At 48.8% G+C, this 24,610-nt stretch carries 24 protein-coding genes and 1 pseudogene; 9 read left to right on the plus strand and 16 right to left on the minus strand.

Features of this window, described 5'->3' with window-relative positions; all coding sequences use genetic code 11:
- Positions 1 to 96: 96 nt before the first annotated feature.
- On the minus strand, positions 97 to 1,239 hold the full coding sequence (locus tag ABXT40_RS09415) for a glycine cleavage T C-terminal barrel domain-containing protein (protein WP_443645351.1): 1,143 nt from the start codon (positions 1,237 to 1,239) through the stop codon (positions 97 to 99).
- A 233-nt stretch (positions 1,240 to 1,472) separates the two neighbouring features.
- The gene (locus ABXT40_RS09420) at positions 1,473 to 2,195 is read right to left on the minus strand and encodes a formylglycine-generating enzyme family protein (RefSeq protein ID WP_443645352.1); all 723 of its coding nucleotides are present in this window, start codon (positions 2,193 to 2,195) and stop codon (positions 1,473 to 1,475) included.
- 148 nt (positions 2,196 to 2,343) lie between these two features.
- On the opposite strand from ABXT40_RS09420, the gene ABXT40_RS09425 reads away from it, so the two are divergent.
- The 3 genes from ABXT40_RS09425 to ABXT40_RS09435 all read left to right on the plus strand — a co-directional run bounded on the left by ABXT40_RS09425 (position 2,344) and on the right by ABXT40_RS09435 (position 6,231).
- Positions 2,344 to 3,738, plus strand: coding sequence for a M20 family metallopeptidase (locus ABXT40_RS09425; protein WP_443645353.1), 1,395 nt, complete (start codon positions 2,344 to 2,346; stop codon positions 3,736 to 3,738).
- Positions 3,739 to 3,785: 47 nt separating this feature from the next.
- Positions 3,786 to 5,219, plus strand: a complete 1,434-nt coding sequence (locus ABXT40_RS09430) for an amidase (protein WP_443645354.1) — start codon at positions 3,786 to 3,788, stop codon at positions 5,217 to 5,219.
- 61 nt (positions 5,220 to 5,280) lie between these two features.
- A complete protein-coding gene (locus ABXT40_RS09435) occupies positions 5,281 to 6,231 on the plus strand; it encodes a DMT family transporter (RefSeq protein WP_443645355.1) in 951 nt (316 codons plus the stop codon).
- 73 nt (positions 6,232 to 6,304) lie between these two features.
- On the opposite strand, the gene ABXT40_RS09440 is transcribed toward ABXT40_RS09435, so the two are convergent.
- Positions 6,305 to 7,249 (minus strand): histone deacetylase family protein, encoded by a 945-nt coding sequence (locus ABXT40_RS09440; RefSeq protein WP_443645356.1) that lies wholly within the window; start codon positions 7,247 to 7,249, stop codon positions 6,305 to 6,307.
- Between the two features lie 229 nt (positions 7,250 to 7,478).
- On the opposite strand from ABXT40_RS09440, the gene htpG reads away from it, so the two are divergent.
- Positions 7,479 to 9,341, plus strand: a complete 1,863-nt coding sequence (htpG, locus tag ABXT40_RS09445) for a molecular chaperone HtpG (RefSeq protein WP_443645357.1) — start codon at positions 7,479 to 7,481, stop codon at positions 9,339 to 9,341.
- A 140-nt stretch (positions 9,342 to 9,481) separates the two neighbouring features.
- Here htpG and ABXT40_RS09450 read toward each other — a convergent pair whose 3' ends face one another.
- The 3 genes from ABXT40_RS09450 to ABXT40_RS09460 form a co-directional block, all read right to left on the minus strand.
- Entirely contained in the window at positions 9,482 to 10,273 is a 792-nt protein-coding gene (locus ABXT40_RS09450) for a DUF3108 domain-containing protein (RefSeq protein ID WP_443645358.1), read from the minus strand.
- Positions 10,274 to 10,429: 156 nt separating this feature from the next.
- Positions 10,430 to 11,695, minus strand: a complete 1,266-nt coding sequence (locus ABXT40_RS09455) for an FCSD flavin-binding domain-containing protein (RefSeq protein ID WP_443645359.1) — start codon at positions 11,693 to 11,695, stop codon at positions 10,430 to 10,432.
- A 164-nt stretch (positions 11,696 to 11,859) separates the two neighbouring features.
- On the minus strand, positions 11,860 to 12,219 hold the full coding sequence (locus ABXT40_RS09460; protein ID WP_443645360.1) for a c-type cytochrome: 360 nt from the start codon (positions 12,217 to 12,219) through the stop codon (positions 11,860 to 11,862).
- 152 nt (positions 12,220 to 12,371) lie between these two features.
- Here ABXT40_RS09460 and ABXT40_RS09465 point away from each other — a divergent pair, with 152 nt between their 5' ends.
- Complete coding sequence (locus ABXT40_RS09465; protein ID WP_443645361.1) at positions 12,372 to 12,731, plus strand: hypothetical protein; 360 nt, start codon at positions 12,372 to 12,374, stop codon at positions 12,729 to 12,731.
- A gap of 137 nt (positions 12,732 to 12,868) precedes the next feature.
- On the opposite strand, the gene ABXT40_RS09470 is transcribed toward ABXT40_RS09465, so the two are convergent.
- Positions 12,869 to 13,573: an RraA family protein gene (locus ABXT40_RS09470; protein WP_443645362.1), complete on the minus strand. Its 705-nt coding sequence runs from the start codon at positions 13,571 to 13,573 to the stop codon at positions 12,869 to 12,871.
- Between the two features lie 216 nt (positions 13,574 to 13,789).
- Positions 13,790 to 13,972 carry a hypothetical protein gene (locus ABXT40_RS09475; protein ID WP_443645363.1) on the minus strand — a complete coding sequence of 61 codons (183 nt, stop codon included), beginning with the start codon at positions 13,970 to 13,972 and terminating at the stop codon, positions 13,790 to 13,792.
- A 352-nt stretch (positions 13,973 to 14,324) separates the two neighbouring features.
- Between ABXT40_RS09475 and ABXT40_RS09480 the strand changes: the two genes are divergently transcribed.
- Positions 14,325 to 14,555, plus strand: coding sequence for a hypothetical protein (locus ABXT40_RS09480; RefSeq protein ID WP_443645364.1), 231 nt, complete (start codon positions 14,325 to 14,327; stop codon positions 14,553 to 14,555).
- A gap of 47 nt (positions 14,556 to 14,602) precedes the next feature.
- Entirely contained in the window at positions 14,603 to 15,145 is a 543-nt protein-coding gene (locus ABXT40_RS09485) for a TIGR02444 family protein (protein ID WP_443645365.1), read from the plus strand.
- Here the strand turns inward: ABXT40_RS09485 and ABXT40_RS09490 are convergent.
- Entirely contained in the window at positions 15,142 to 15,714 is a 573-nt protein-coding gene (locus ABXT40_RS09490) for a UbiX family flavin prenyltransferase (RefSeq protein ID WP_443645366.1), read from the minus strand. The two genes, ABXT40_RS09485 and ABXT40_RS09490, sit on opposite strands and share 4 nt — an antisense overlap.
- A gap of 314 nt (positions 15,715 to 16,028) precedes the next feature.
- Here ABXT40_RS09490 and ABXT40_RS09495 point away from each other — a divergent pair, with 314 nt between their 5' ends.
- Positions 16,029 to 16,958: a DMT family transporter gene (locus tag ABXT40_RS09495; RefSeq protein ID WP_443647000.1), complete on the plus strand. Its 930-nt coding sequence runs from the start codon at positions 16,029 to 16,031 to the stop codon at positions 16,956 to 16,958.
- Between the two features lie 91 nt (positions 16,959 to 17,049).
- Here the strand turns inward: ABXT40_RS09495 and ABXT40_RS09500 are convergent, their stop codons facing one another.
- From ABXT40_RS09500 to ABXT40_RS09515, 4 genes are all read right to left on the minus strand, one after another.
- Positions 17,050 to 17,769: an amino acid ABC transporter ATP-binding protein gene (locus ABXT40_RS09500; protein ID WP_443647001.1), complete on the minus strand. Its 720-nt coding sequence runs from the start codon at positions 17,767 to 17,769 to the stop codon at positions 17,050 to 17,052.
- 84 nt (positions 17,770 to 17,853) lie between these two features.
- The gene (locus ABXT40_RS09505) at positions 17,854 to 19,305 is read right to left on the minus strand and encodes an amino acid ABC transporter permease (protein ID WP_443645367.1); all 1,452 of its coding nucleotides are present in this window, start codon (positions 19,303 to 19,305) and stop codon (positions 17,854 to 17,856) included.
- Between the two features lies 1 nt (position 19,306).
- Positions 19,307 to 20,524 carry an amino acid ABC transporter permease gene (locus ABXT40_RS09510; RefSeq protein WP_443645368.1) on the minus strand — a complete coding sequence of 406 codons (1,218 nt, stop codon included), beginning with the start codon at positions 20,522 to 20,524 and terminating at the stop codon, positions 19,307 to 19,309.
- Positions 20,525 to 20,652: 128 nt separating this feature from the next.
- Positions 20,653 to 21,684: an amino acid ABC transporter substrate-binding protein gene (locus ABXT40_RS09515; RefSeq protein ID WP_443645369.1), complete on the minus strand. Its 1,032-nt coding sequence runs from the start codon at positions 21,682 to 21,684 to the stop codon at positions 20,653 to 20,655.
- Positions 21,685 to 22,170: 486 nt separating this feature from the next.
- On the opposite strand from ABXT40_RS09515, the gene ABXT40_RS09520 reads away from it, so the two are divergent.
- On the plus strand, positions 22,171 to 23,079 hold the full coding sequence (locus ABXT40_RS09520) for a DMT family transporter (protein WP_443645370.1): 909 nt from the start codon (positions 22,171 to 22,173) through the stop codon (positions 23,077 to 23,079).
- A gap of 15 nt (positions 23,080 to 23,094) precedes the next feature.
- Here the strand turns inward: ABXT40_RS09520 and ABXT40_RS09525 are convergent, their stop codons facing one another.
- The 3 genes and pseudogenes from ABXT40_RS09525 to ABXT40_RS09535 form a co-directional block, all read right to left on the minus strand.
- Positions 23,095 to 23,589, minus strand: coding sequence for a GlcG/HbpS family heme-binding protein (locus ABXT40_RS09525; protein WP_443645371.1), 495 nt, complete (start codon positions 23,587 to 23,589; stop codon positions 23,095 to 23,097).
- A gap of 37 nt (positions 23,590 to 23,626) precedes the next feature.
- Positions 23,627 to 24,238, minus strand: a complete 612-nt coding sequence (locus tag ABXT40_RS09530) for a glutathione S-transferase family protein (protein ID WP_443645372.1) — start codon at positions 24,236 to 24,238, stop codon at positions 23,627 to 23,629.
- Between the two features lie 237 nt (positions 24,239 to 24,475).
- Positions 24,476 to 24,610: pseudogene (locus tag ABXT40_RS09535) on the minus strand (D-glycerate dehydrogenase); the annotation flags it as partial.

The following is a 24,610-nucleotide window of genomic DNA, read 5'->3' on the forward strand; positions in this document are numbered from 1 at the left end:
TAAATAGATCCCATGATTACGTCTGGACATGATTGCGTCCGGTTGCGACTGGCAAGGCATAACCTTGCCCGTGACGCATAATCATAGAGGCTGGCACTAGCTTTTGGCGATATTTTTCTTTGGATCATAGAATGGCATTTCAACCAGATCGGCTTTGCATAGACCCTGCGCGGCCTCGACATCAAATTGCGCACCCAACGCGTAATCTTGATAATCGATCATGGCAAGCGCGATGTTCTGCTCAAGCCGCGGCGAATAGACAGCTGACGTTACTTTGCCGATCGCTTTGCCGTCTTTCATCACTGGCCAGAAGGTAGTGTTTGGCGCGGTCAATGGTGCCCCATGCAAGATCAATCCAGCCTGTTTGCGTGACACGCCCCTCTCACGAATGGCCAGCAACGCCGATTTGCCAACAAAATCGTGCGCTTCATCAAGCGCAACCAGCCGGTCAAGCCCCAACTCGAACGGGTTGGTATTGATATCCATATCAGCATGATAGGACAGCATGCCGCCTTCGATCCGTCGAATGCTCGATGTGTGACCGGGCTTTAGGCCGAATTCTTTTCCAGCAGCCATGATCCGATCCCATAATTCGGTACCGCGCGTGCCATCTTGAAGATAGATTTCATAACCAAGCTCGCTTGACCATCCGGTTCGAGACACCACAAGTTCCATACCATCAAGCGTTAGATGGCGAAGCCAGTAATATTTAAGATAGGCAATATCTTCGCCAAATAGCGCCTTCATGATATCCATTGATCGCGGCCCCTGAAGCTGAACCGGCGAGGCATCAGGCTCACAAATATGAACATCAAACCCAGCATGAACCGCAACACCCTGCGCCCAGAAAAGAACATCGCTATCAGCAAGCGAGATCCAGAATTTATTTTCTTCCAGCCGCAAAATGATTGGGTCGTTCAAAATACCACCTTCGGCATTGGTGATAAGCGCATATTTACATTGACCAACCGCCATTTTGCTGAGGTCGCGCGGGGTTAGATATTGAACAAATTTTGCAGCATCGGGGCCAGTGACCTGAACCTGACGTTCAACTGCGACATCACATAAAATCGCATGATTGACCAGATTCCAGAAATTTTGCTCAGGGTCGCCAAAATCACGTGGAATATACATATGATTATATACCGAAAATGCCTTGGCACCCCATTTCACCGTAGCGTCGAAATAAGGAGATTTGCGGATTTGTGTTCCAAAACCAAAATCAACAAGATCAGACATAGGCAAATTCTCCCAAAGGCAACGCGCCCGTTTGATAAGGGCAGAAATGAATTATCGTCACAACCTATCGCGATTTTTCAAGCAAACTGCCCGCCTAGCGTCCAATTTTGTTCAGTTCCTACACAACAGTGACGGCGTTTACCTATTTTCAAATAATGGCCAAACGCCAAAGCGGCATTTGCCTATGGGTTACTTGATTCTGGGTTACTTGATTCTGGGTTATTGGTCTTTGGTCATTTGGCGATGCAGCGGAACCCGATATAGACAACCGCCATATCACGCGGCTTGGTGGCGCCATAATCTGATCGCATCTGATCGGCACCATACCACCATGACCCCCCCATTGTTGCTTGAGATGACCCTTTGCCCATCACTGCCCATTCCCAGACATTGGCCCCCATATCAAACAGACCATTGACCCCCGCTTTTGTTTGCCCTGCCGGTGCATGACCAAAACCACGATCAAGATAGCGGCTATAGTCACGCTTGCCAGCAATTGGCCGCAGATCAGTTCCGCATTCGGCAAGACAATTTGCACCATCAGGGCGGTTACCGGTTGGAAATTCATAGGTCATGCCACGCTGAAACGATGCTGGTGGATCAGCGCGTAACTCGGTATAGCCAGCCCTGATCCATTCATCACGATTTGGCAATCTTTGACCACGCCAGTCGCAATAGGCCATTGCCTCATCAAAGGTAATATGCACCACCGGTTCATTTGGCGGGCTTGCAATCCCATAAGGTTGACGCCAGTTCCAATCAGGTTTAACCACCCACCCCGCCTCATAAACCATCCCGCCCGATTCCTCGGCCTTGGTGCGAAATCCGGTGGTGGCAACAAATTCGGCAAAGGCACCGATTGTCACTTCAGTCTGATCAATGCCTGATGCCGCATCCGCGCGCGCCAAAGCCATAAATAGCAGCGATATAATCACACATAAAAGGCGCGATAACATGCACCGTCTCCTCATTTCAGGCAGGTCAAACAGCCTTGCTATTTACAAACTACAACCTGAGAATAAACTTCACTTTTCGGTTGCGATAGCCTTAATCTAAAGGCACGCAAATAACGTTATGTGACCGTTAAAAGGGGAGTGCGTGACAATGAGCCGTGATCAAGCGTTGAGCAAAATTGATGAGTATTTCAAAAATGGTGACTTTGAAGCCGAACTCGCCCGCCGCATCGCCTTTAAGACCGAAAGCAATCTTGCCGGTTGCGAGGCCGCGCTTCAGGCCTATCTTGATGATGAGCTTGTTCCCTGCCTGGCAGATCTTGGCTTTACCTGTGAAATCTTTCCAAATCCACGCGCTGATGCAGGCCCGTTTCTGGTTGCACGGCGTATCGAAGGCGATGATCTGCCAACGGTTATGACCTATGGTCATGGTGACGTTGTTGCCGGCTATGACACGCAATGGGACAAGCAAATGTCACCATGGCGCATCACCAAGGATGGCAAACGCTGGTATGGACGCGGCACCGCCGATAATAAGGGCCAACACACAATCAATATCGCTGCCATGAAGACCGTCCTCCAAACCCGTGGCAAGCTTGGTTTTAACGTTACAATCCTGATCGAAATGGGCGAGGAACGCGGTTCACCCGGTTTGAAGGATTTCTGCGCTGCAAATAAGGAGTTATTTAAAGCTGATGTGTTCATCGCATCGGACGGCCCGCGAATTCACCCAGAAAAACCAACCATTTTCATGGGGTCACGCGGGGTGTTTAATTTCACCATGCGGCTTGAGTCGCATGATGGCGGGCATCATTCTGGTAACTGGGGTGGTTTGCTAACCAATCCGGGTGTGGTGATGGCGCATGCGCTTGCTAGCATGATTGACCGCAATGGCAAAATTCTTGTTGAAGGCTGGCGCAACACTCATATCCCCAATTCGGTTCGCGCGGCAATTGCAAAGCTTGAGGTCGGTGGTGGCGAAAATGCACCCGAGATTAACCCACATTGGGGCGAGCCTGATATGACCCTCGCCGAGCGGGTTTTTGCCAGCAACACGTTTGAAGTGCGCGCCTTTGAAACTGGCAATCCGCAATCACCCGCCAATGCCATTCCGCCCGAAGCGGTTGTTTTTGGCCATCTACGCTATGTTGTCGGAACCGAGGTCAGCCAACTCATGCCGTTGCTGCGAACGCATCTCGACAAGCATGGCTTTGGCGATATCACCATCACCAGTGAGCGGGACCCTATGTATGCCACCCGACTAGACCCTGATCATCCATGGGCAAAATGGGCGATTGAATCGCTTGGGCAAACCGCTGGTGAAGAGATTTCAGTCTTACCAAATCTCGGCGGATCATTGCCGAATGATGTCTTTGCTGATTTGCTTGGCCTACCAACCATATGGGTGCCCCATAGCTATGCTGGCTGTTCACAACATGCACCAAATGAACATATTCTGGAGTCAATCAGCAAATCGGCACTTCAGCTGATGACTGGCTTATGGTGGGATCTTGGCGCTGGCAAAACACCAAAAAAACCTACTTGATTGGCCAGCTTGGCCGTGACCTTTTTGAACGTGAAGGAGACCATAGAATGTCAGATCTGTGTGATAAAACCGCTGTCGAACTCCGCCGGTTAATTGGGCGCAAAGACATCTCACCAGTCGAACTGCTGGAGAGTTGCATCACGCGGATCGAAGCCACTGATGGGGCTGTTAATGCGGTTGTAACCCGCGCATTTGACCGTGCTCGGAAAGAGGCTTTACATGCCGAAAAAACGGTTCTTGATGGCGGGGAATTAGGCCTTCTTCACGGGCTACCCGTTGGCATCAAGGATCTTGAGGCGACAGATGGCATTCGGACCACACTTGGTTCAAAGCTCTATTCCGATCATATTCCGAACAAGGATCAAGGATCAGTTGCCAATATTCGCGCCGAGGGCGGCATCATTATTGGCAAAACCAACACGCCAGAATTTGGCGCAGGCGCTAACACACGCAACCTTGTCTTTGGCGCGACCGGGAACCCCTTTGCGCCCGAAAAAACCTGTGGTGGCTCATCTGGCGGCTCAGCAGTTGCACTTGCCACTGGTATGATGCCACTTGCTAGCGGTTCTGATTATGGCGGCAGCCTTCGCACTCCAGCAGGCTTTTGTGGCGTTGTTGGCATCCGGCCATCACCAGGAATTGTCGCGGCAGAAGGGCGGCCTGTTGGCCTTCTGCCCTTTTCGGTTCTGGGGCCAATGGGCCGCACTGTTGATGACGCCTATTTATTGCTCCAAGCGCAAATGGGTGTTGATGCGCATGACCCCTTTTCAACCGTGCCTGATATGGATTTATTTGCACCTTTAAAATCGGCTGATCTCAGTAGCATCAAAGCGATGATCACGCATGATCTCGGCGCCGCTCCTATGTCAAAAAGCTATCGGTCCATTTTTGCTGAACGGGTTGGTGTTTTTGGCGGTCATTTTGCCGCTACCCTTGATGGCAACCCCGACTTTACCGATGGCGATAATTCTTTTGAAGTTTTGCGTGGGGTTAATTTTGTTGCCGCTCATGGCGAGCGTGTACGCCAGCACCGCGATAGATTAAGCCCGAATGTTGTTGATAATGTTGACCGTGGCCTTGCCTATAATCTAGAAGATGTGGCTACGGCGCATTTGCAACAAAGCCGAATTGCCCGTAACTGGCTAGATCTTTTTGACGAAGTAGATGTTGTAATCTGCCCAGCAACATCAACATCACCATTTGCCCATGATCAATGGTCAGTTTCTGAAATTAATGATGAAAAAATGGCAACCTATATGCGCTGGCTTGCCATCACCTATCTGCCAACGATGGCGCTTGCCAGCGGTGTTGTTCTGCCATGCGGGCTTGACGATCAGAAAATGCCGTTTGGCATTCAGATTCTTAGCGCGCCCGGTCGTGACCGACTAGTCATCGAAGTGGCAAAAGCGCTCGAAGATGTGCTTGCCTTGCATCCGGCAACCATGCGTCCAATTCCTGATCTGACAAAATTAACTGGCTAGTCTCTAGCTGGCATCATCATAAAGATGGCATTCAACATAATGCCCGCCATTGGATTTAATCTTGACCTTTGACCCCAAACCCAAAAAGCCGTCACTTTTAACGCGATTATTGAGCAAAGATAAAGCGCTACAATCAGTCTTCTGGATGCTGATTTCCTGCTGTGCGTTATCAATTCTTGCCGCACTGGGAAGGCTTTTGGGGCAATATGAGGTAAACGCCTTTCAAACGGTATTTTGTCGCCTGCTATTCGCCTTTCTGGTTATGCTTCCAATGGTAATGCATCTGGGGTTTAAAAAGGTCACAACGGGGCAGCTAAAAACCTATATCGTTCGGTCAATCTCTGGCATGATAGCAATGTGGACTTGGTTTTATGCGGTGACCCTTATCCCTATTGGTGAGCAAACGGCGCTTAGCTTTCTTGCCCCACTTTTCACCACAATCGGAGCCGCCTTTGTGCTTCGTGAGACTGTACGGATGCGGCGATGGGCAGCAATCTTTGCTGGTTTTGTTGGCGCACTGATTATTATTCGTCCGGGCATTGTCGATATCAGCCTTGGTCATTGGGTCGCTATTCTATCGGCGCTAGCTATGGGATGCTCGGCACTCATCATCAAGCACCTAACCCGACAGGATAATCCGCTGATCATTGTCTTTATCTCGCATCTAATCATGATGCCGATGGCGGTCATTCCGGCAATCATCGTTTGGGAATGGCCCAATCAGGAGGTTTGGCTGATCCTGATGGCAACAGGCCCCTTCGCAGTTATCGGACATTTTGCTTTGACAAAAGCCTATTCACTTGCCGATGCATCGTTTGTTGCAGGTGTTGATTATGCCCGATTACCCTTTGCGGTATTATTTGGCTGGATGCTGTTTAACGAGTTGTCTGATTTGTGGACATGGGTCGGCGCCAGTATTATTTTTGCTTCATCATTCTATGTGATCCGACGAGAAATGCGTGAAAAGAAAGATGCGCTTCAAAAACAGGCTCTATTAATTGAAAAAGCGTGATTAATGTGACCGAGTTGAACAAGGAGAGAGCAATGTCAAACCAAGTGATAGACTGCCCGAAGGCTGGGTTGTGCTAAATGCCCTCGAGCGCACTCATATGCTGGCACACGCTTTGCCCAAGCGCATTGAGATCATAACCACCCTCAAGCAAGCTAACCACCCGCACCGCACCGCTATGTTCGGCCGCTTGATTGGCCGCATCAATAATATCATTTGTTAAAATGCCAAAATCATCACTTGTCATCTGCAACCCGCCAAGCGGGTCGGCCTCATGCGCGTCGAAACCAGCCGAAATGATAATCAAGTCAGGTTTGGCCGCAACAACCGAAGGCAATAAATCATCACGCCAGCCCGACCGGATGCTGCTGCCGCCAGCGCCATAAGCCAATGGCAGATTGAAAATATTTTGATAGGCACCGATTTCATCATAGGCACCCGTACCCGGGAAAAGTGGCATTTGATGCGATGATGCATAAAACAGGCTGCCATCATTCCAAAAACAGGCTTGCGTGCCATTGCCGTGATGAACGTCAAAATCAATGACGGCGATGCGGTTTAACCCCCATTTCTGCTGGGCATGGCGCGCCGCGATTGCGGCGCTGGAAAACAGACAGAACCCCATGGCCTTGTCGGGTTCGGCATGATGGCCCGGCGGGCGCATCAGGCTAAAGGCGGTGCTGGCCTTATTTTCCATCACCATATCAACGGCACGACACGCCCCGCCAACCGCCCGCGATGCACATTCATAGCCGCGCTTGCTGGCCCATGTGTCGGCATCAAGCGGCGCTGGCTCATCAGCATCACCGGTTACGTCAAACACCATATCGAGATAGGATTCACTATGCACCAGCTCAAGCTGGGATCGTTCGGCAAGCGGCGCGGCGGCACGCTGCCATGATTGATAATCATCACCGATATGATCAAGAATGGCCGCATATCTTTCCGGCCGTTCGGGATGGCCAGCTGGCACGTCATGGCGGGCTGAAATTTCATGGGTGATCAAGGCAGGTTTCATCATTTTTTCCTAAATAAACGCATAGTCCAATACCGCCAGATGCGGCTTTTGGCTTTGACCTAAACCTTAGCATAGATTTCCGCCATGGAAATGCCCCAACACCATAACAGCAAATGGGGGCAAAGCGATTGACCATCATCTAAAATACTGATGTCTTTAGTTTGTTTTACCTTGAAAATCAGTCGCCAAACACTTAAATGCAGAACGCATCGTGTTACCATGGGAGCAACGCATGACTGTTCAAACATTCAATTTTGAAGCCGATACCGGAAAAATTCTGAGCATCGTGATCAATTCACTTTATTCACAAAAAGAAATCTTCCTTCGCGAGCTGATCTCGAATGCCTCAGACGCGATCAATAAACGCAAATTTGACATTATGACGGCTGGCAATGCCGCCGACACGTTTGATGGCAAAATCACCATTGCCGTCAATAAAAAGGACAAAACCATCACCCTGTCAGACAATGGCATTGGCCTGTCATCAGATGAAATGGTTGAAACGCTTGGCACCATTGCCAGTTCGGGAACCAAGGCCTTTATCGAAGCAGCGAAAAGCACAAAAGATGCCAATGATGTGAGTGACCAGCTTATCGGGCAATTCGGCGTTGGATTTTATTCCGCCTTTATGGTTGCCGAGCAAGTTGAAGTCTTGTCAAAAAAGCATGGTGCCAAAACCGCCAGCCTATGGGCAAGCGATGGTCAGGGCGGCTTTACCATCACCGATGCCAGCCGCGATGAAACCGGAACGAGCGTTATTCTTCACCTTCGCAAAGAAGCCAAAGAATACCTAGAACAAGAACGCATCACGCATCTTGTCAAAAAATATTCAGATCATATTGCCCAGCCGATTTTCTGGATTGGCAAGGATGATGCCGCCGAACAGCTAAATTCATCAGCCGCCCTTTGGACGCGGCCGGCAAAAGATATTTCCGAAGACGAATATACGTCATTTTACAATGCAGTGGCGTCATCTTACGACAAGCCCTTCATCACGCTTCACAATAAAACCGAAGGCGCGGTCGAATTTACCAATTTGCTTTTTATTCCGTCATCAGCACCGTTCGACCTATATGATCCGGAACGCAAGTCAAAGCTGCATCTTTATGTTAACCGCGTTTTTATCACCGATGATTATGAAGGGCTTGTGCCAAAATGGATGCGGTTCTTACGCGGCATTATCGACACGCCCGATGTTGATTTGAATGTCAGCCGTGAAATGTTACAGCAGAATCCGGCCGTCACCAAAATCAGCAAGGCTGTTATCAAACGGGTTCTATCTGAGCTGAAAAAAGCATTGGACAAGCGGCGTGACGAATATGCCACCTTCTGGGAAGGGCTTGGCAAGGTTCTAAAAGAAGGGCTTTATGAAGATCAGGCCAATAGCGAAAAGCTTCTTGAAATCTGCCTGTTTCGATCAACCAAGGCGGACAAACTGATCACGCTTCAAGATTATATCGACGATTTTGCCGAAAATCAGGAGGTCATTTATTACCTGTCTTCCGATGATGCCGATCGGGCACGGCTAAGCCCGCATCTTGAATCCTTTCAAGCCAAAAATATTGACGTTTTGCTGCTTACCGATCCAATTGATGATTTCTGGCTGTCCAATATCCAACAATTTGCGGGCAAGAATTTCCAGTCAATCACCCGCGGCGAGGTTGATATTTCCAAAGTTGGCGAAGCCACGTCAAAAGATGATCAGCCAGAGGATATTTTGTCCGATCAATTTGTTGCCAAGATCAAGCATGTTCTTGAGGGCAATGTCGCCAATGTCCGCAGCTCGGCAAATATGGAAACCAGCCTTGCCCGCCTTGTTGCCGATGACAATGGCATGGATCAGCAGATGGAGCGCATGATGCGCATGCATAATCCTGATTTCAAAGGCATGCCAAAAGTGCTGGAAGTGAATGCCAAACATCCATTGATTAAATCATTAAATGCCAAGCTGGAAGCGGGCGAATTTGAAGGGTCGGATGATTTCGCCAAATTGATTTTAGACAGCGCACTTGTTGCCGAAGGTGAGGCCATCATTGATCCGCGCGACTTTGCCAAACGCCTGTCCGATGTTATGCAAAAGGCACTTGCCAGCTAGTCACAAAACAACCGGCCCGTTATTTTCCGACCCGACATTATGTGGCGGGTTATGGATTGGCGGGCCGGTCAAATAAACGCAATTTTGATCAGCTTTGTGTTTGTTTGACGACTGACAATTGGCCGTGCGGGCAATGGCAGCTATTGAACCGTCATTTTACGTAGATCAAGCCTGCCAACAACCGTTCCAATCCAGCTATCCACCTCAACACGAACAGGCACGATCTGGCCCTGCAACGGGCGGCCAAAAAACATTTTGATCCGGTCATCATCATCGTCTTTTTCGCCTGAGCGCCATTTTGAATCGATTTGATGGCCGCCAATCGGTTCAAATTTCAAACTGCAAATCAGCGCGTCTCCGGCAAACTCACCCGGCCGTTTTTTAGTTAAATCGGCGGTGCCAAGCGTTTTGAAATGCAGCCGGTTGCGCCGCCGCCCATCATAAATTTCATAGCTTTCGGTGCAATCACCAGTCGCCTCAATATGGCGAATAAGGCGAAGAACGGCGCTATAGGGATCAAGCACATTCACCCGCATCTGCGCCGTCAAGGGGTAGACTTCGTCAAGATCCAGTTCGGGCATCTGCGATTCAGTGCTGACATTGGAATCATCATCCCACGCCACACGGCTTTGCACTTTTTTACGCCCAGAAATCCTTTCCATAAACAGGGTTTTAGGCGTCCATCCGGCATCTTTTAACACCAAATCAGCTTTGGCGCGGCTTTGAAAACCACTGAAAAAGGCAATAAAGCCATCGCTGTCAACGCTTGCTGAAATGCGGGCATCATCTTTGCCAAACTGGTAATCAAGCTGGCTTTTGGCAAGCAGAATGTTGCCCCAGCTAACCGTATAAACCAATTTTGTTGATTGGTAGGATGCGGCCGCTGCACTTGCGCAAAGACTGAATAAAATCGCCAGGAAAAGCCTATGCATAATCTATTCTCCAAAAAAGATAAGTTATCTTACCCTCGATTTAGATATTCAACTAGACTTCTTCAAGATCATGCATAAGAAGCGTGCCATCATGCCACTTCATATGAAAAAAGCCGGTCAAATGACCGGCTTTCTCGCGAAGGTAATAGGCGCGATTTATGAGAACATATCGCTGGTGATACCATTGTACCAACCAATCGATTCTTCATAAGTGGTTTTGCGAAGATCGGCACTTTCGTCACTCTGCGATACGAATTTATCAACCACATCAATCTTTTCTGATCCGGCTTTGTAATTCGCACCAACCTTAATCCCATCATTTGTCGCAATCAGGCTCCAACAGGTATTGGCAAAGCGTGGGTTGTAAACACGGCTTCCCGTCAACTCGCCACGGATTGCATTGGCGGCTACCTTAGCCTGACTATTTGCCGAAAATCCCGATTTTGGCATTGATGATGCGACTGATGCATCACCGAGCACGTGGATGTTTGGATCAGCTTTTGACGCCATTGTTGCTGGAATGATTGGCGCCCAATCACCGTCAGTAACACCTGCTGCCGTTGCAATTGATCCTGCTCGCTGTGCTGGCACTACGCATGCAGCATCAGCTTTAAACGTATCAAGATCAGTAACAATTTCCATGGTTTCGTGGTTGACCGACTTGATACCCCCATGAGCATCTGGGCCCAGCCACTCGATCATTCCCGGATAATGCTTTTCCCAACCAGCCATGAAAAGTCCCATTTTTGAGAATTTTTCTTTAGGGTCCAGAACAATAATCTTCGCAGTTGGATTGCGTTCTTTCAATAGATGAGCAATCATCGAAGCGCGCTCATAAGGTCCTGGTGGACACCGATACGGGTTTGGCGGAGGCACCATAACAAAAGTACCACCTTCTTTCATGGTGAGAACTTGATTGCGAATTTGCTGAGCTTGCGTACCAGATGTCCAGCCATGTGGCATACGCCCTTGAGCCTGAGGCGAGTAACCCGCGATACTATCATATTTCAACGCTATCCCTGGTGAAAGGACAAGCTTGTCGTATGACAATTTTCCTCCTGACGCCAAGTTGACTGTTTTCGTAGCACCGTCCACTGATGCGGCCCACTCGTGAACAACGTTGATACGATTATTTACCGCCAACCCATAATAATTATGACCGATCGACCCATATTTGCGGAAGCCTCCAATATAAAGATTTGAATAAAAACAAGTGTAATACCGCTTTGATGCTTCAACCAAAGTAACATCAAGCGCGCCCTTGGAGTCCTTTGCTAGATAACGAGCTGCAGTTGCACCACCGGCGCCACCACCAATTACAACAACTTTTGGAACCGCGCCAAAAGCCAGTGACGGCATTGCAAGTCCAAGAGCCGATGTCCCGAACAAGCCGCCAAAGCCCCGTCGTGAAATCAAAGTCATGAAAACCTCCCCTGTTGATTTATCATTTATAATTTGGGGTCACGGCGCAGTATAAGACTGGCCACACCCTTTCCCTTATATAGAGAAAACCATTTTAATTACTAAAATACAACCAAACACTGCTATATGTGATACCAGACACTACGCGTGCGTCAGCGTGATTATTATTCAGGCAGCGATGAAAAATAAGCCGCAAGCGATATGATTTGTTCATCATCAAGCCTGCCAGCTATCATCTGCATAACCTTGTTATCTAGCTCTTTGCTGCGATAAGCCTTAATGATGGCCACAAATGTTTTGGCTTCGATACCATTAATCTGCGGAATGCCCTTGCCTGACTTTTGATGACAGGCCGCACATTCGCCTGCCAGATATTCACCATAGCCAAGATCCGCTTTGGCAATTTGATCGGCAAGATCAGCTTGTGCCGCAGCATTTGAAATGGCACCAAACATCATGGCAAGCGCCAACGCCCAAAGCCTGACCTGCCCCACGATATGCGGTCGCAAATTGATTTTTCTCATCACCGAAACCCTATAAAATTAAGATTTGATATATGGAGTAAAATATATAAATCGAAACGTGGCAAGCACCCACCACAATTTGACGAAACGGTTTTACCGATCTTTCAGCCTAGATATTGAGAAATGAGCAAAATTAAGCAATAGTGAGACTTGTGTCACGCATTACGCATTGCCGATTTTCAACCCATCGGTCAAAACCCCAGAATGTGGATTGTGCGGCAAAATCACTTGGTACAGGCCGCAACGCCAAGCCAAAACGTCGCCGTGATAGGGGCGTTGTCAAAAAGGAAAATCAGGTGGCAAAATCAAAACCCGATGATACTGAGTCCATTGTCCGTAAATTTCAAAAAATTCACGGTGGCACCTTTGATTATTCGAAGGTTGATTATTTCAACCATACAACCAAAGTCATCATCATCTGCCGCCGCCACGGGCCGTTTGAACAGCAGCCCCGCCTTCACCTTCGTGGCAGTACGGGTTGCCGCCAATGTATTGCCGAACGCGGCAAATAGACTGCGCGCCAAAGACATAATTTCCAACTGTAATCATCAATTGCAAATCTGACCGAACCGGTGAAAAATTTTACCTGCGGCCGGATTGATGATGGTCGCCATTCTACCCCAATGAAGGTCTGTTAGCCCAATGCGGCTTAATGAATGTCCTTCATTTGTCCCATTGCGGTTTTTAATTTGGCAATTGTGAAATCGGCCAATTTTGCCGCCTCAAGGATGACCTTCTCGCGCCGGCTTATCAAATCCACCACGGCAGGTATCTGTTTGACCGCAGCAGGCGGGATAAGGACAGCGCCATGCTGGTCAGCATGGATGATATCATTTGTCTTGGCGGTTAGCCCAAAAACCGTAACCTGACAATCAATATCGACAAGATGCACAAACGCATGGCTTGGCCCAACCTTGCCACCAATCAGATTAAACCCGCGGGCGCTATCCGGCACATCACGAAATGACCCGTTGGTAACAGCCCCCAAAACACCAAGCCCCTTATGGATATTAGTTTGCACCTCCCCCCAAAAGGCACCAACCCCGGGCTGGGGATCAATATCTTGAATAACAACAATGGTCGGTGCTGGCGCGGCCGCAACATATTCATAATAGGCAGCGCGTTTTGCCACCATCTGTTCGCTGGTTTCGGGCGATGGCGCGGCGGCACGAATGGTTGCCGTGCGGGCAAACCCACAAATTGGCGGCAGTGCCGGATCAAGACTGAAAAGATGCGTGGTGGTAAAACCATATCCGCGCCGCTTGGGAATGATTTCTTCAAGCGCGTTGCAAATGGTGGGGGTATCCCACTTGGTCAAAAGCGCAAGATCATCTGACGTGACATTGATATCCATCATTTTTCCCTTTTCACAAACTGATCGGTAAACTTAGCCAGATATCATAGCGAGTGATTTTCAAAATTGGGTTTTTTAAAGATGGTTCAACATAAAAAACCGCACCAGTCAAATCTGGCGGGTACGGGTTTTTCAAAAGCGCGTTACGCCCCGATCAAGATTGCCGCAATCATGTAAAATGATGCTTGGTCTTATCCTTGCAAATCAGCAATCAATTTACAGGGTTTCAATAATCCGCTTTGCTTCTTCATAATCGCCTGCCATGGCAACATTCGAGGCTTTGGTTGCAACATGTGCAACAGCAAAAAAATCGGCAATAAAGGCAAAGCTAGGCATGATACCGGCTTCGATTGATTCACAAAAACGGCAGGTTGTTTGATAGACAGTGGTTACTGACATGACTTTCTCCAAAGGCCTTTGACGCGCAAATGACAATTCCGCGAAAAGGACTAGCCCTTTCGACGAACATCAATGCTCCCAAAAACCAGTTATTGTTGAATGTTTTAAAATGAGTCTGGCTGGTACCAGCTAGGTGCCGATTTGATAGGCGCGAAATTGCCAAATGTGAAGAGGGGTTAGCCGCGATGTTTTGGCGCACCTTTAAAAGCGGCTTTATCGCCTGATGGCCGCTGCCCCAATATCATGATAGAGATTGCCGTTCGCCCATGCTATAAAATCAGAAAGACGGGGTGGCGTTGTCGCCCGATGCGTGGCATGACGTCTGCCGCAGATTAAATTGAGGATGGTGCCAATGTTTGGCAAGCTGATTATTTTCGCCATTCTTGGCGTTTCACTTTATGCGCTTTTCATGCGGCTGAAAACACGCATAACTGGCGCACCGCCACCAGCACCACAACAAATTGATAAGCGCGGCAAAAAAAGCTGGCTTGGCGATGATGTTCGCATTAGCAAAATCCAAATCATCATTAGCGTGCTAGCCGCCCTATATCTTGTCTGGGCAATCATCACGCTGTATCGCTAGCATGCCAAACAATATTCGACGCAATGGCAAAACCAAATAGGCAAGTGATGACAGAAAACAAACTTTGGTCATTTGCAGTGACAATCTACCAGCGTGATGCTGTTGCCCCTGCTTGTCTTGACCTTCAAGAGCACTGCCAGATTGATGTTCCCTTGATGCTATGCGCGGTTTTTGCCTGCCTTCAAGGCAAAGCGGTATCAGATGAAGGTTTGACGCAGCTTCACAATCTTGCCAGCCCGTGGCAAAGCGATATTGTGCAATCGCTTCGCCGCATTCGCACCCAATTGAAAACCGGCCCAAGCCCAGCACCAAATGCGGTGACTGAAGATCTTCGGGGCAAGGTCAAAGCAGCCGAATTGGCCGCCGAAAAAATCCAGCTTGAAATGATGCAGGCATGGGTCAGTCAGCTTGCCGCCATTGATCGGCGTGATGACTTGCCAATATTACCAGCGATCATTGACATCATAACCCGCGTCGCGGCGACCAGCAGCAAGGCCAAGATTACCCAGATTCAGCATGATCATATTTGCGTTATTGCCACAGCGGCATGCCAGATCAAAAATCACAAAGCCGAAATCGTTCAGCCTTAGTCAACGCCTGATCCGGTCCAGCGTTTGACCGTTGGCAATTGGATATCAAGAAGATCAAGCGCGCGCCCAACGCTTTGATTCACCACATCATCCAATGTTTGCGGCCGGGCATAAAATCCGGGAACCGGTGGCATGATGATGGCGCCGCTTTGGGTGGCTTGATCCATCAATCTGATATGGCCTGAATGAAACGGCGTTTCGCGAAGCATCAGAACAACCCGGCGGCGCTCTTTAAGGCAAACATCGGCTGCCCGCGCGGTCAGCTCTTCATTAAAACAATTGGCAATGGCGCTTAGCGTTTTAATCGAACAGGGCGCAACAAGCATGCCATTGGTATGAAACGATCCTGATGAAATGGCCGCGCCAATATCCTTGTGATTATAAAGATGATCGGCAAGTGCCTTGATCTGATCAGGCTCGTAATCGACTTCGGTAAGCGCGGTGCGAAATGCCGATGGGGTAATGATGGCATGGGTTTCAACATCATCAACCGCGCGCAGTAATTCCAACGCCCGAATTCCGTAAATAACCCCGGATGCACCCGTAATGGCAATAATCACACGCCGCATTTTTTCACCCTTATTTTCATAAAAATCATCTGGCGGTGAGTGCCATTTTCCCTTTTGCCAGCCGCTTGAAAACCAACAAACAGCTTTGATCATTCGACTAGTTAACATTGCCAGTGATGGCGCCAGACTGTCAATCTCTCCAGACTGTCAACCTTTGACGCGCCTCAGCGGCGGCGTTATGGCTGATTTTGGCAAGGGGTTTTCGCAGCCGATTACATGAATAATCAAGACCCGACTGCTCAGGCATTCACCACGCCGGTTCAACCCAGTAATTCCCTTTGATTTTTACTTTAGGTAGCGCTAGCTTGGCACTCATGACTTCAAACACACCTTCTTCTGGCATGATTATAAACTGGCTAATCCTGATCACGCTTGGCGTTATCTGGGGGGCTAGCTTTCTTGGTGTTGAACTTGCCCTTACCGGATTTGGCCCCATAACGCTTGCTGCGGGGCGCGTATCAGCGGCGGCACTAATCCTTCTTGTGATCGCGCTTGTCTATGGCGATGGTTTGCCGCGGTTTCAAACAGCAACCGACCGGCGCGTCTGGCTTCATTGCCTTGGCATGGCGCTATTCACAAATGCCATCCCGTTTTGCCTGCTATCATGGGGTCAGCAGGTTGTCACCTCTGGCTTTGCCGGTATCAGCATGGCAGTGGTGCCGCTGTTTGTTTTGCCGCTGAGTCATTTTCTGGTTCCAGGCGAACTGATGAGTAGGATCAAAATCATTGGATTTCTGTTTGGCTTTGCCGGTGTTGTGCTGCTTATTGGTGGCGATAAGATTTTGGCCAGCGCCGCGCCATCACCTTTTATGTTTACCGCCCAGCTTGCCTGTATCACCGCCAGCAGCTGTTACGCTATTGGCAGCATCATCACGCGGCTTTGCCCACCGGTCAGCGCGCTATCTTTTGCCGCAGCTGGATTGACGCTTGGCGGCATTATCCTGATCCCTGTCGCACTTTTGATCGAAGGGGTGCCAAATGCATCCTTTGGCACTGCCTTTGCCAGCCTTGCCTATCTGGCAGTATTTCCAACAGCGATTGCCACTATTTTGCTAACCATTCTGGTTCGGCGCGCGGGGCCGCCATTTTTATCGTTGGTCAATTATCAGGTGCCGGTCTGGGCGGTGGTCATTGGCGCGCTGGTTCTTGATGAGGCCTTGCCGGGTCATTTCCTGATAGCCCTGGCCGTCATTCTGACCGGATTATTCATTGCTCAATTGGGGCGTCGCCGCGTTATCACTTAGAGCATTCTAAAGTCGTCAGCAGGCTAGATGTAAAAAACCAGAGCAAAGCCGTGCCCGATCTGGTTTTTGACTCAAACTATCTGTAACCGGTTTAATGGCCGAGAATCTGGCTCAAAAACAGCTTGGTGCGGTCAGATTGTGGGTTGTTGAAAAAGGCTTCGGGCTCGTTCTGTTCGACGATCTGGCCTTCATCCATGAAAATCACACGGTTGGCCACCCGGCGGGCAAAGCCCATTTCATGCGTCACGCAAATCATCGTCATGCCATCATCGGCCAGCTCAACCATCGTATCCAGAACCTCTTTGATCATTTCCGGATCAAGCGCCGAGGTTGGCTCGTCAAAGAGCATCAATTGCGGCTGCATGCACAAAGCACGGGCAATGGCCACACGCTGTTGCTGGCCACCTGAAAGCTGGCCTGGATATTTGCTGGCCTGCTCGGGAATTTTCACCCGCGTCAGGAAATGCATGGCAATTTCCTCGGCTTCAGCACGCGGAGTTTTGCGCACCCAGATTGGCGCCAACATGCAGTTTTCCAGAATAGACAGATGCGGAAACAAATTAAAATGCTGAAACACCATGCCAACCTCACGGCGGATTTCATCAATATTCTTTACATCATTATTCAGTTCAATGCCATGAACCGAAATATCGCCATCCTGATGCTTTTCAAGGCGGTTCAAACAACGAATTAAGGTTGATTTTCCCGAGCCTGATGGCCCACAAACAACGATGCGCTCGCCTTTATCAACGCTGAGGTTGATATCACGAAGAACATGAAACTGCCCAAACCATTTATTCACATTGCGCATTGAAACAACTTTATTATGAACATCGGCTTGCGTGACAGCATTTTGCGGCTGTGTCATGTCTGACTCCTTTTTAACCCTCTAAACCTAGATCTTATGACTGCGGTTGAGTTTTTGTTCCATATACATCGAGTAACGCGACATACCGAAACAGAAGATAAAGAAAATGGTTGCCACGACAAGGTACCCTGTAAGGCCTTGAACTGGCGTCGACCATGCTGCGTCTGCAAGGGTTGATTGCGCTGCGCCAAGAAGATCAAAAATCCCAACAATACTGACAAGGGCTGTGTCTTTAAACAGGCCTATAAATGTATTTACAATGCCCGGAATTACATGCGTTAAAGCTTGAGGCAAAATGATCAACCGCATCGACTGCCAATAAGACAAACCAACGGCATCAGCCCCTTCATACTGCCCCTTATCAATAGCCTGCAGTCCGCCTCTGACGACTTCTGCCATGTAAGCTGCCGAAAAAAGGGTTACGCCAATTAGCGCCCTCAATAACATGTCAAAATTCACACCTTCGGGCATGAATAATGGTAACATCACCGACGCCATGAAAAGCACCGTAATCAATGGCACACCGCGCCAGAACTCGATAAAAACTGTCGACAAGAACCTTGCTACTGGCATTTCAGAACGCCGTCCAAGCGCTAACAAAATACCTAGGGGTAGTGACGCCACAATGCCAGTTATGGCAACAACAAGCGTAATCAGCAAACCACCCCAGTCACGCGTGTCAATTGCCTCAAGATCGAAGTCAATTGAGAATATTGCCAAGACAACAGCAAAAGCGATTACAACCCACCCACATACGCCGGCAACCAAAGACAGGTCACCCAATGCCCCAGTAATGTAACCCGCCTTACCAAGACGCCCGATCGAAATCAAAGCAAGACCCAAGATCGTGGCGCCACCGATAGTGCCGGTAGAAATGGTGAAGGCACCGCCAGTTAGCAAAACTATCGCCATTACTGGATAAACAGTTAACAAAAGCGCCCCAACCATTTTGCGGTAGGGCAATCGCTCAATCAGCACCCAAGCAAGCAAGAACACGCCGATGGCATAAGTCATGTTAACTCGCCACAGGTCATCAGTTGGGTAAGCACCATAAAAAATAAATTTGGCTTTAGCCTGAATAAATGGCCAACAGGCAGCATGCCACCCAGCAGGGAGAGCGCCACCTTGTTCAACAGTCCAACAGGCTTGTCTCTTCAATCCCTCCGGGTCAGACCAGACGGCAGAAAATATTGCAAAATCCAGCAGCCCTATTGTTTGAGTTGCGAGAAAATACAGAATAAGCAACGTCAAAACAGCAATAAAAGCTGATTTTAAAGCAGCAGAAATGGAACTAAAATCAGACATGCTGGCAAAGATATTCTTATAAAGCCAACCAGTTACCCCAACCTCAGACGGGGGTGGCGGCAACAGTGGCGCATCTTCACTACGAACATATCCTGCCTGAGCATCAACAGCAGAAGGGATGGGCTTTTTTGCTTTTATTTTTTTGGTCGCTGTCCCGGGTAATTTCCTGACCATTCTAGCGCTCCACCAATTTTACACGGCTGTTGAACCAGTTCATGAACGCCGCAGTCATTAATGAGAATGTCAAATAGACCATCATCATCATGAAAATCATCTCTACTTCTTTTCCAACCTGATTTAACGCCGTACCGGCAAAAACTGACACCAACTCAGGGTATGCAATAGCAACTGCTAACGAAGAGTTCTTTGTTAAATTCAAATATTGCGAGGTGAGGGGCGGTATTATCACCCGCATTGCCTGAGGGATAACTACGAGCCGCAAAGTAACATTTGGACGAACACCGAGGGCAAAGGCAGCCTCAGTCTGACCACGATTGACAGCAAGGATGCCAGCTCGAACAATTTCGGCAATGAAGGCTGCAGTGTAAAGTGATAAAGCCAACCACACGGCCAACATTTCTGGCACCAGCACCATTCCTGCCCCAGATTGATAGCCCTGCCGCAATTTTGAGCCGGTATCTTTGAATTCAGGCAAGCTCCACCCTAATGGGCCACCGTTGAAATAATGCACCAGAACAGGAAGAACAATAATAATACTGAGCCCTATCCAGAATACGGGAAGCGTCTGACCTGTTTCTGCCTGCAGTTTCAGCGCATACCGTCGTACCAAAAGAGTAAAAAAAACAGCCGCAACAAGTGCCACAAGGCTGTAAACAAATCCATCGCTGATAATTGGGGCAGGCAGATAAAGGCCCGTGATGTTTATCCCAGCAACGCCCTCTACTAACTCAAGTTTGTCACGTTTACTTGGAAGTGCGCGCAGCACCGCAAAATACCAAAAAAACAATTGTAGAAGCAATGGCACGTTACGAACGATTTCAACGTAAAAGGTAGCAAACCATCTAAAAACTAGATTGTCTGAAAGGCGCATAATACCAACTGTAAAGCCGATGACTGTGGCCGCAAGTATGCCAAGAAACGCAACAATAAACGTATTAACAATTCCAATTAAATAAACATCTATGTAGGTTGATTTACCGACTTTGTAGTCGAGCATCCATGTACCTAGTGTTGAGGAGATTTGGAATCCTGCAGTCCTCGTTAAGAAGTCAAAACCGAGCGTTTTCCCCTGATTAGCTAGGTTGTTCAAGGTGTTGTCCGCAAACCAGTTGACGGACAACAAAAGGCCGATTGCCATAAGGGCTTGGAACAAAACCCCCCTAACGAAAGTGTCATTCAATAGGCTTGTCAGCGATCTATCCCTGCCAAACATAAATCCCGTCCTTAGTTTCAATAAGTCGCAATAAAAAAACTACTTTTTCAATAAAAAAACAAATGCTGCCCAGCTCACTATTAAAACAATAGTGAGCTGGACAGCTAATTTTAGACCAGAGCTAAACCTTAACGGATTGGCGCTGCATAAAGAATTCCACCTTGGCTCCAGAGTGAGTTAACACCTCTGGCCAATTTCAAAGGCGTATTTAGGCCGACATGCTTTTCATAGCTCTCACCATAATTGCCAACCTTCAGGATGATATTGTAAGCCCAATCATTAGAAAGGCCTAATTCTTCACCAAACTTACCTTCTTTACCGATCAAACGAGCAATAGATGGAGCAAGGTCTGCCTCAAACTTTTTATTGTTCACGTTTGAAGACGAAAGCCCGAGCTCCTCAGCATTGATCATTGCGTTCAGCGACCAACGGACGATATTGAACCACTGATCATCGCCCTGACGGACAACTGGGCCAAGAGGCTCTTTTGAAATGATTTCAGGGAGCACAACGTGGCTATCTGGCTGAGTTAACTTGCCACGCTGAGCTGCAAGGCCTGAACGGTCAGTTGTATAAACGTCACAACGGCCGGCATCATATGCAGCAACAACCTCGTCTGCCTTTTCAAAGGCAACTAGATTGAAGGACATTCCATTCGCACGGAAATAATCGGTAATGTTCAACTCGGTTGTGGTTCCAGTATTTGTACAGATATTGGCCCCATCTAGTTCAGTTGCGGATTTAACACCAAGCCCGGTCGGGACCATCATGCCCTGTCCATCGTAGTAATTCACACCAGCAAAGTTTAAGCCGAGCTGCGTGTCACGTGTCATCGTCCACGTTGTGTTGCGCGACAAAATGTCAATTTCACCAGAGCTTAGAGCTGTGAAACGCTGTTTTGCAGATAGCGGTGAGTACTTAACCTTTTCAGCATCGCCAAAAACAGCTGCTGCAACTGCCCGGCAAAGATCAACGTCAAGACCAGTCCACTTACCGCTATCGTCAGCATTCGAGAAACCAGGAAGGCCCTGTGAGACCCCGCACTGGACAAACCCTTTTGCTTTAACTGCTTCAAGTGTGGTCGCTGCATTGGCTGATGCAACAGCACCAAAACCCATTGCTGCGCCGCAAAGCGCAGATAAAAACGAAAGTTTCTTCATTGTGTCACCTCTTAAATTAGATTTTCGTTGTGGATAGAAAATTGAATTCGAAGTCTACATTTCTTGTGTTCATTTTAGCAATGACAAAACTCTGCCCACACTCCATTCAGAGAAAAATTTTCTAAAAACTTTTGGGTTTTGGTTTTTAAGGTCCCAAAAATAGCATTACTACCCTTTGGCAAGGGCTTTTCGTATACAATTTAGTGCGTATTGCATGATATGAGACGCATCAGCTGATGATGTTAATCTTACATGAAGGCTGATTCCACAGAATTGGGGTTAAATAGAGGTTTGCGTGATTTACCTTTGTTAATATCTACCTATATTTTTGCTGTTATAACGGCAAGAAAAACAAACCACATTCAGGCAAGCGGGGCGATTGCCGAATCTTGACGTCCAGATTGACACCGACTATTGCACACGGCACTGTCGCTGCACCCCAATAATGGTCTTATTGGAAAAATCACAAATTTCTAGGGTCGTTTTATGCCGCGCTATTTTATGGAATTACTTACCCGCAGCCCACAGCGTTTTGGCACTTTACTGGCGCTTATCGGGGTTTTAGTGCTGACCCCTGATACTCTGGTAATCCGCCTTTCGGGGCTTGAACGCTGGGCCTTGATGGGCTGGCGCGGCATTTTAATGGGGGCGATGTCTTTGCTGTTGTGGCGATTGCTTTTGACGCGCAATGCCAGCCGCGAATGGCGCAGTCTTGCCAGCTGGCAAGGGGTGCTTGTGATCACCGCCTTTAGCATGAATTCAGCAACTTTCACCCTTGGCATTGTTGAAACATCGGCAACCGTGGTTCTGACGGCGGTGGCAACAATGCCCATCTTTGCAGCGATTTTATCTTATTTCATGCTTGGCGAGCGTCAGGGCTGGCTTGGCTGGTTGGCTATCACCGCAGCAATGGGTGGGGTAGTTGTCGTTGTGCTGGATGGCGGCAATGCGATTGGCAGCCCTGAAGGGTCGGTTCTTCTTGGTGGCATCTTTGGCGTGTTGACCGCCGCTGGCCTTGCCCTCACCTTTACCATGGCACGCAAATATAATGATCTTGGTATTTTGCCAGCCGCCGCCCTCGGCGCGATGATCAGCGGTATTGTTGGGCTGATCTTAAGTGATCTAAACAGCATCACCGATGTGCCATTATGGTCGATATTGACGATGGGTTTGATTATCCTTCCCGTGTCTTTTACTTGCTTGAATTTGGCACCACGCTATACCAGCGCGGCGATTGTCAGCCTGTTGATGCTTCTCGAAATGGTGATTGGTCCATTTTGGGTATGGCTTGGTGTTGGCGAACAGCCAACAATCATCATGATGGCAGGGGCGGGCTTTGTTGCGCTGGTGCTTGGCGTTCATATCCTTCGCACCCAGTGGTTTACAAATTCCTGAATATTGACCGGCTCATCAAGCTTTTACCGGCGCGCCTGAAAGTGACGAGTCGCGCCAATGATCATCGGGGGTTTCTGGCTCGCTTTGGAAACCAGCGGCAATGATGGCAGTGATCGCGCAATATTCGTCTTTTTCGGATGTATCACCACTCACACCAACGGCGCCAATGACCGTTCCATCCTCGGCCATGACCAGCACGCCTCCGGGGACTGGCACAAATTTGCCATTAGCAACCGTTGCAAGCGCCGCCTGAAAGCTTGGGCGGCTTGCCAGCCGGTCACGGATCAAACGGCTAGACATGCCCATGCCAAGTGCACCCCATGCCTTTCCACGCGCAATGTCAAATCGCATCAGACCTGACCCGTCTTCGGATTGGCTGGCGACAATCTTGCCAGCCGCATCAAGCACAACAACCGTCAGCGGAAGCATGTTTTCGGCGCGCGCGGCATCAATTGCAACCGACACCATCTTCACAGCAGCATCATGGGGAAGGCTGATTTGCAATCGCATATTGTGTCCTTTTCAGTGTCAACCAAACCTAGCCAGTCTAATCCATTGGCGGCATGCTGTCTTCATAGCCCGGAACCGCCGCGGCAAAATCGGCAAGCCATGACGCAAGATTCGGCGCATGATCACGCCAATTGACCTGTTTGCGGAAATCAAGATAATCCAGAACACAAGCAAGGCCAATTTCACCGATATCTGGCATCGCACCATTGCTATAGCTTGGGTTTTTCGCCGCGATCGCTTCAAGACCACGAATGATTTTGCCCCGCTGGCGTTCCACCACTGATGCAACATATTTATCTTCAGGGCGCATGCGGCGCTCATAGATCACAAGAATGGCAGCATCCAGAATGCCATCCATCAATGCGGCATGGGTCAGCACCTCATAACGCGCCGGACCGCTTGCCGGAATGATTTTGCCGCCACCTGCCTTGGCATCAAGATATTCCATGATCACGCGGCTGTCGTAATAGGTGGTGCCATCATCTTCCAGCGCGGGAATCTTGCCAAGCGGATTGACCTCGCAAATGCTGTCATTGGGATCAAGCGTATCGGTTAGAACCGGCGTCACCTGATCATCAAAGCCAAGGATATAGGTTGCCATTTTGACTTTACGGCCGAACGGCGATGAAGGGCTTGAACGCAACTGCATTGGAATGACTCCTCAAACTGGATGATAAGCTGGCTCTACATCGAGAGACCAAAAAAGAAAAATGGTATTTGCCTGCTTCGCAATCGCCAAAACAAAAGCAAAACAAAAAAGACCATAAAATCCTAAAACGAAGATCACCGAAACGCCAGCCGAATTTATGCCCAGCAAAGGCGGGTCATGGTCACGCAAAAGATGATCAAGATGGATAGGGCTGTTTAACCAGCCAAAGGCAGGAGCCTATAACAGGTCACGCGGCTGGTTTCCGGCAAAAAACGCATCAAGATTATCAAGCGCCCGAAATCCCATCGCATCGCGTGTGGCGCCGGTTGAACTGCCAATATGCAGCAGCATGAATACATTGTCATAACCGGC

This window comes from Candidatus Ponderosibacter sp. Uisw_141_02, from assembly GCF_048087665.1.
Lineage (GTDB): Bacteria > Pseudomonadota > Alphaproteobacteria > Puniceispirillales > Puniceispirillaceae > UBA3439.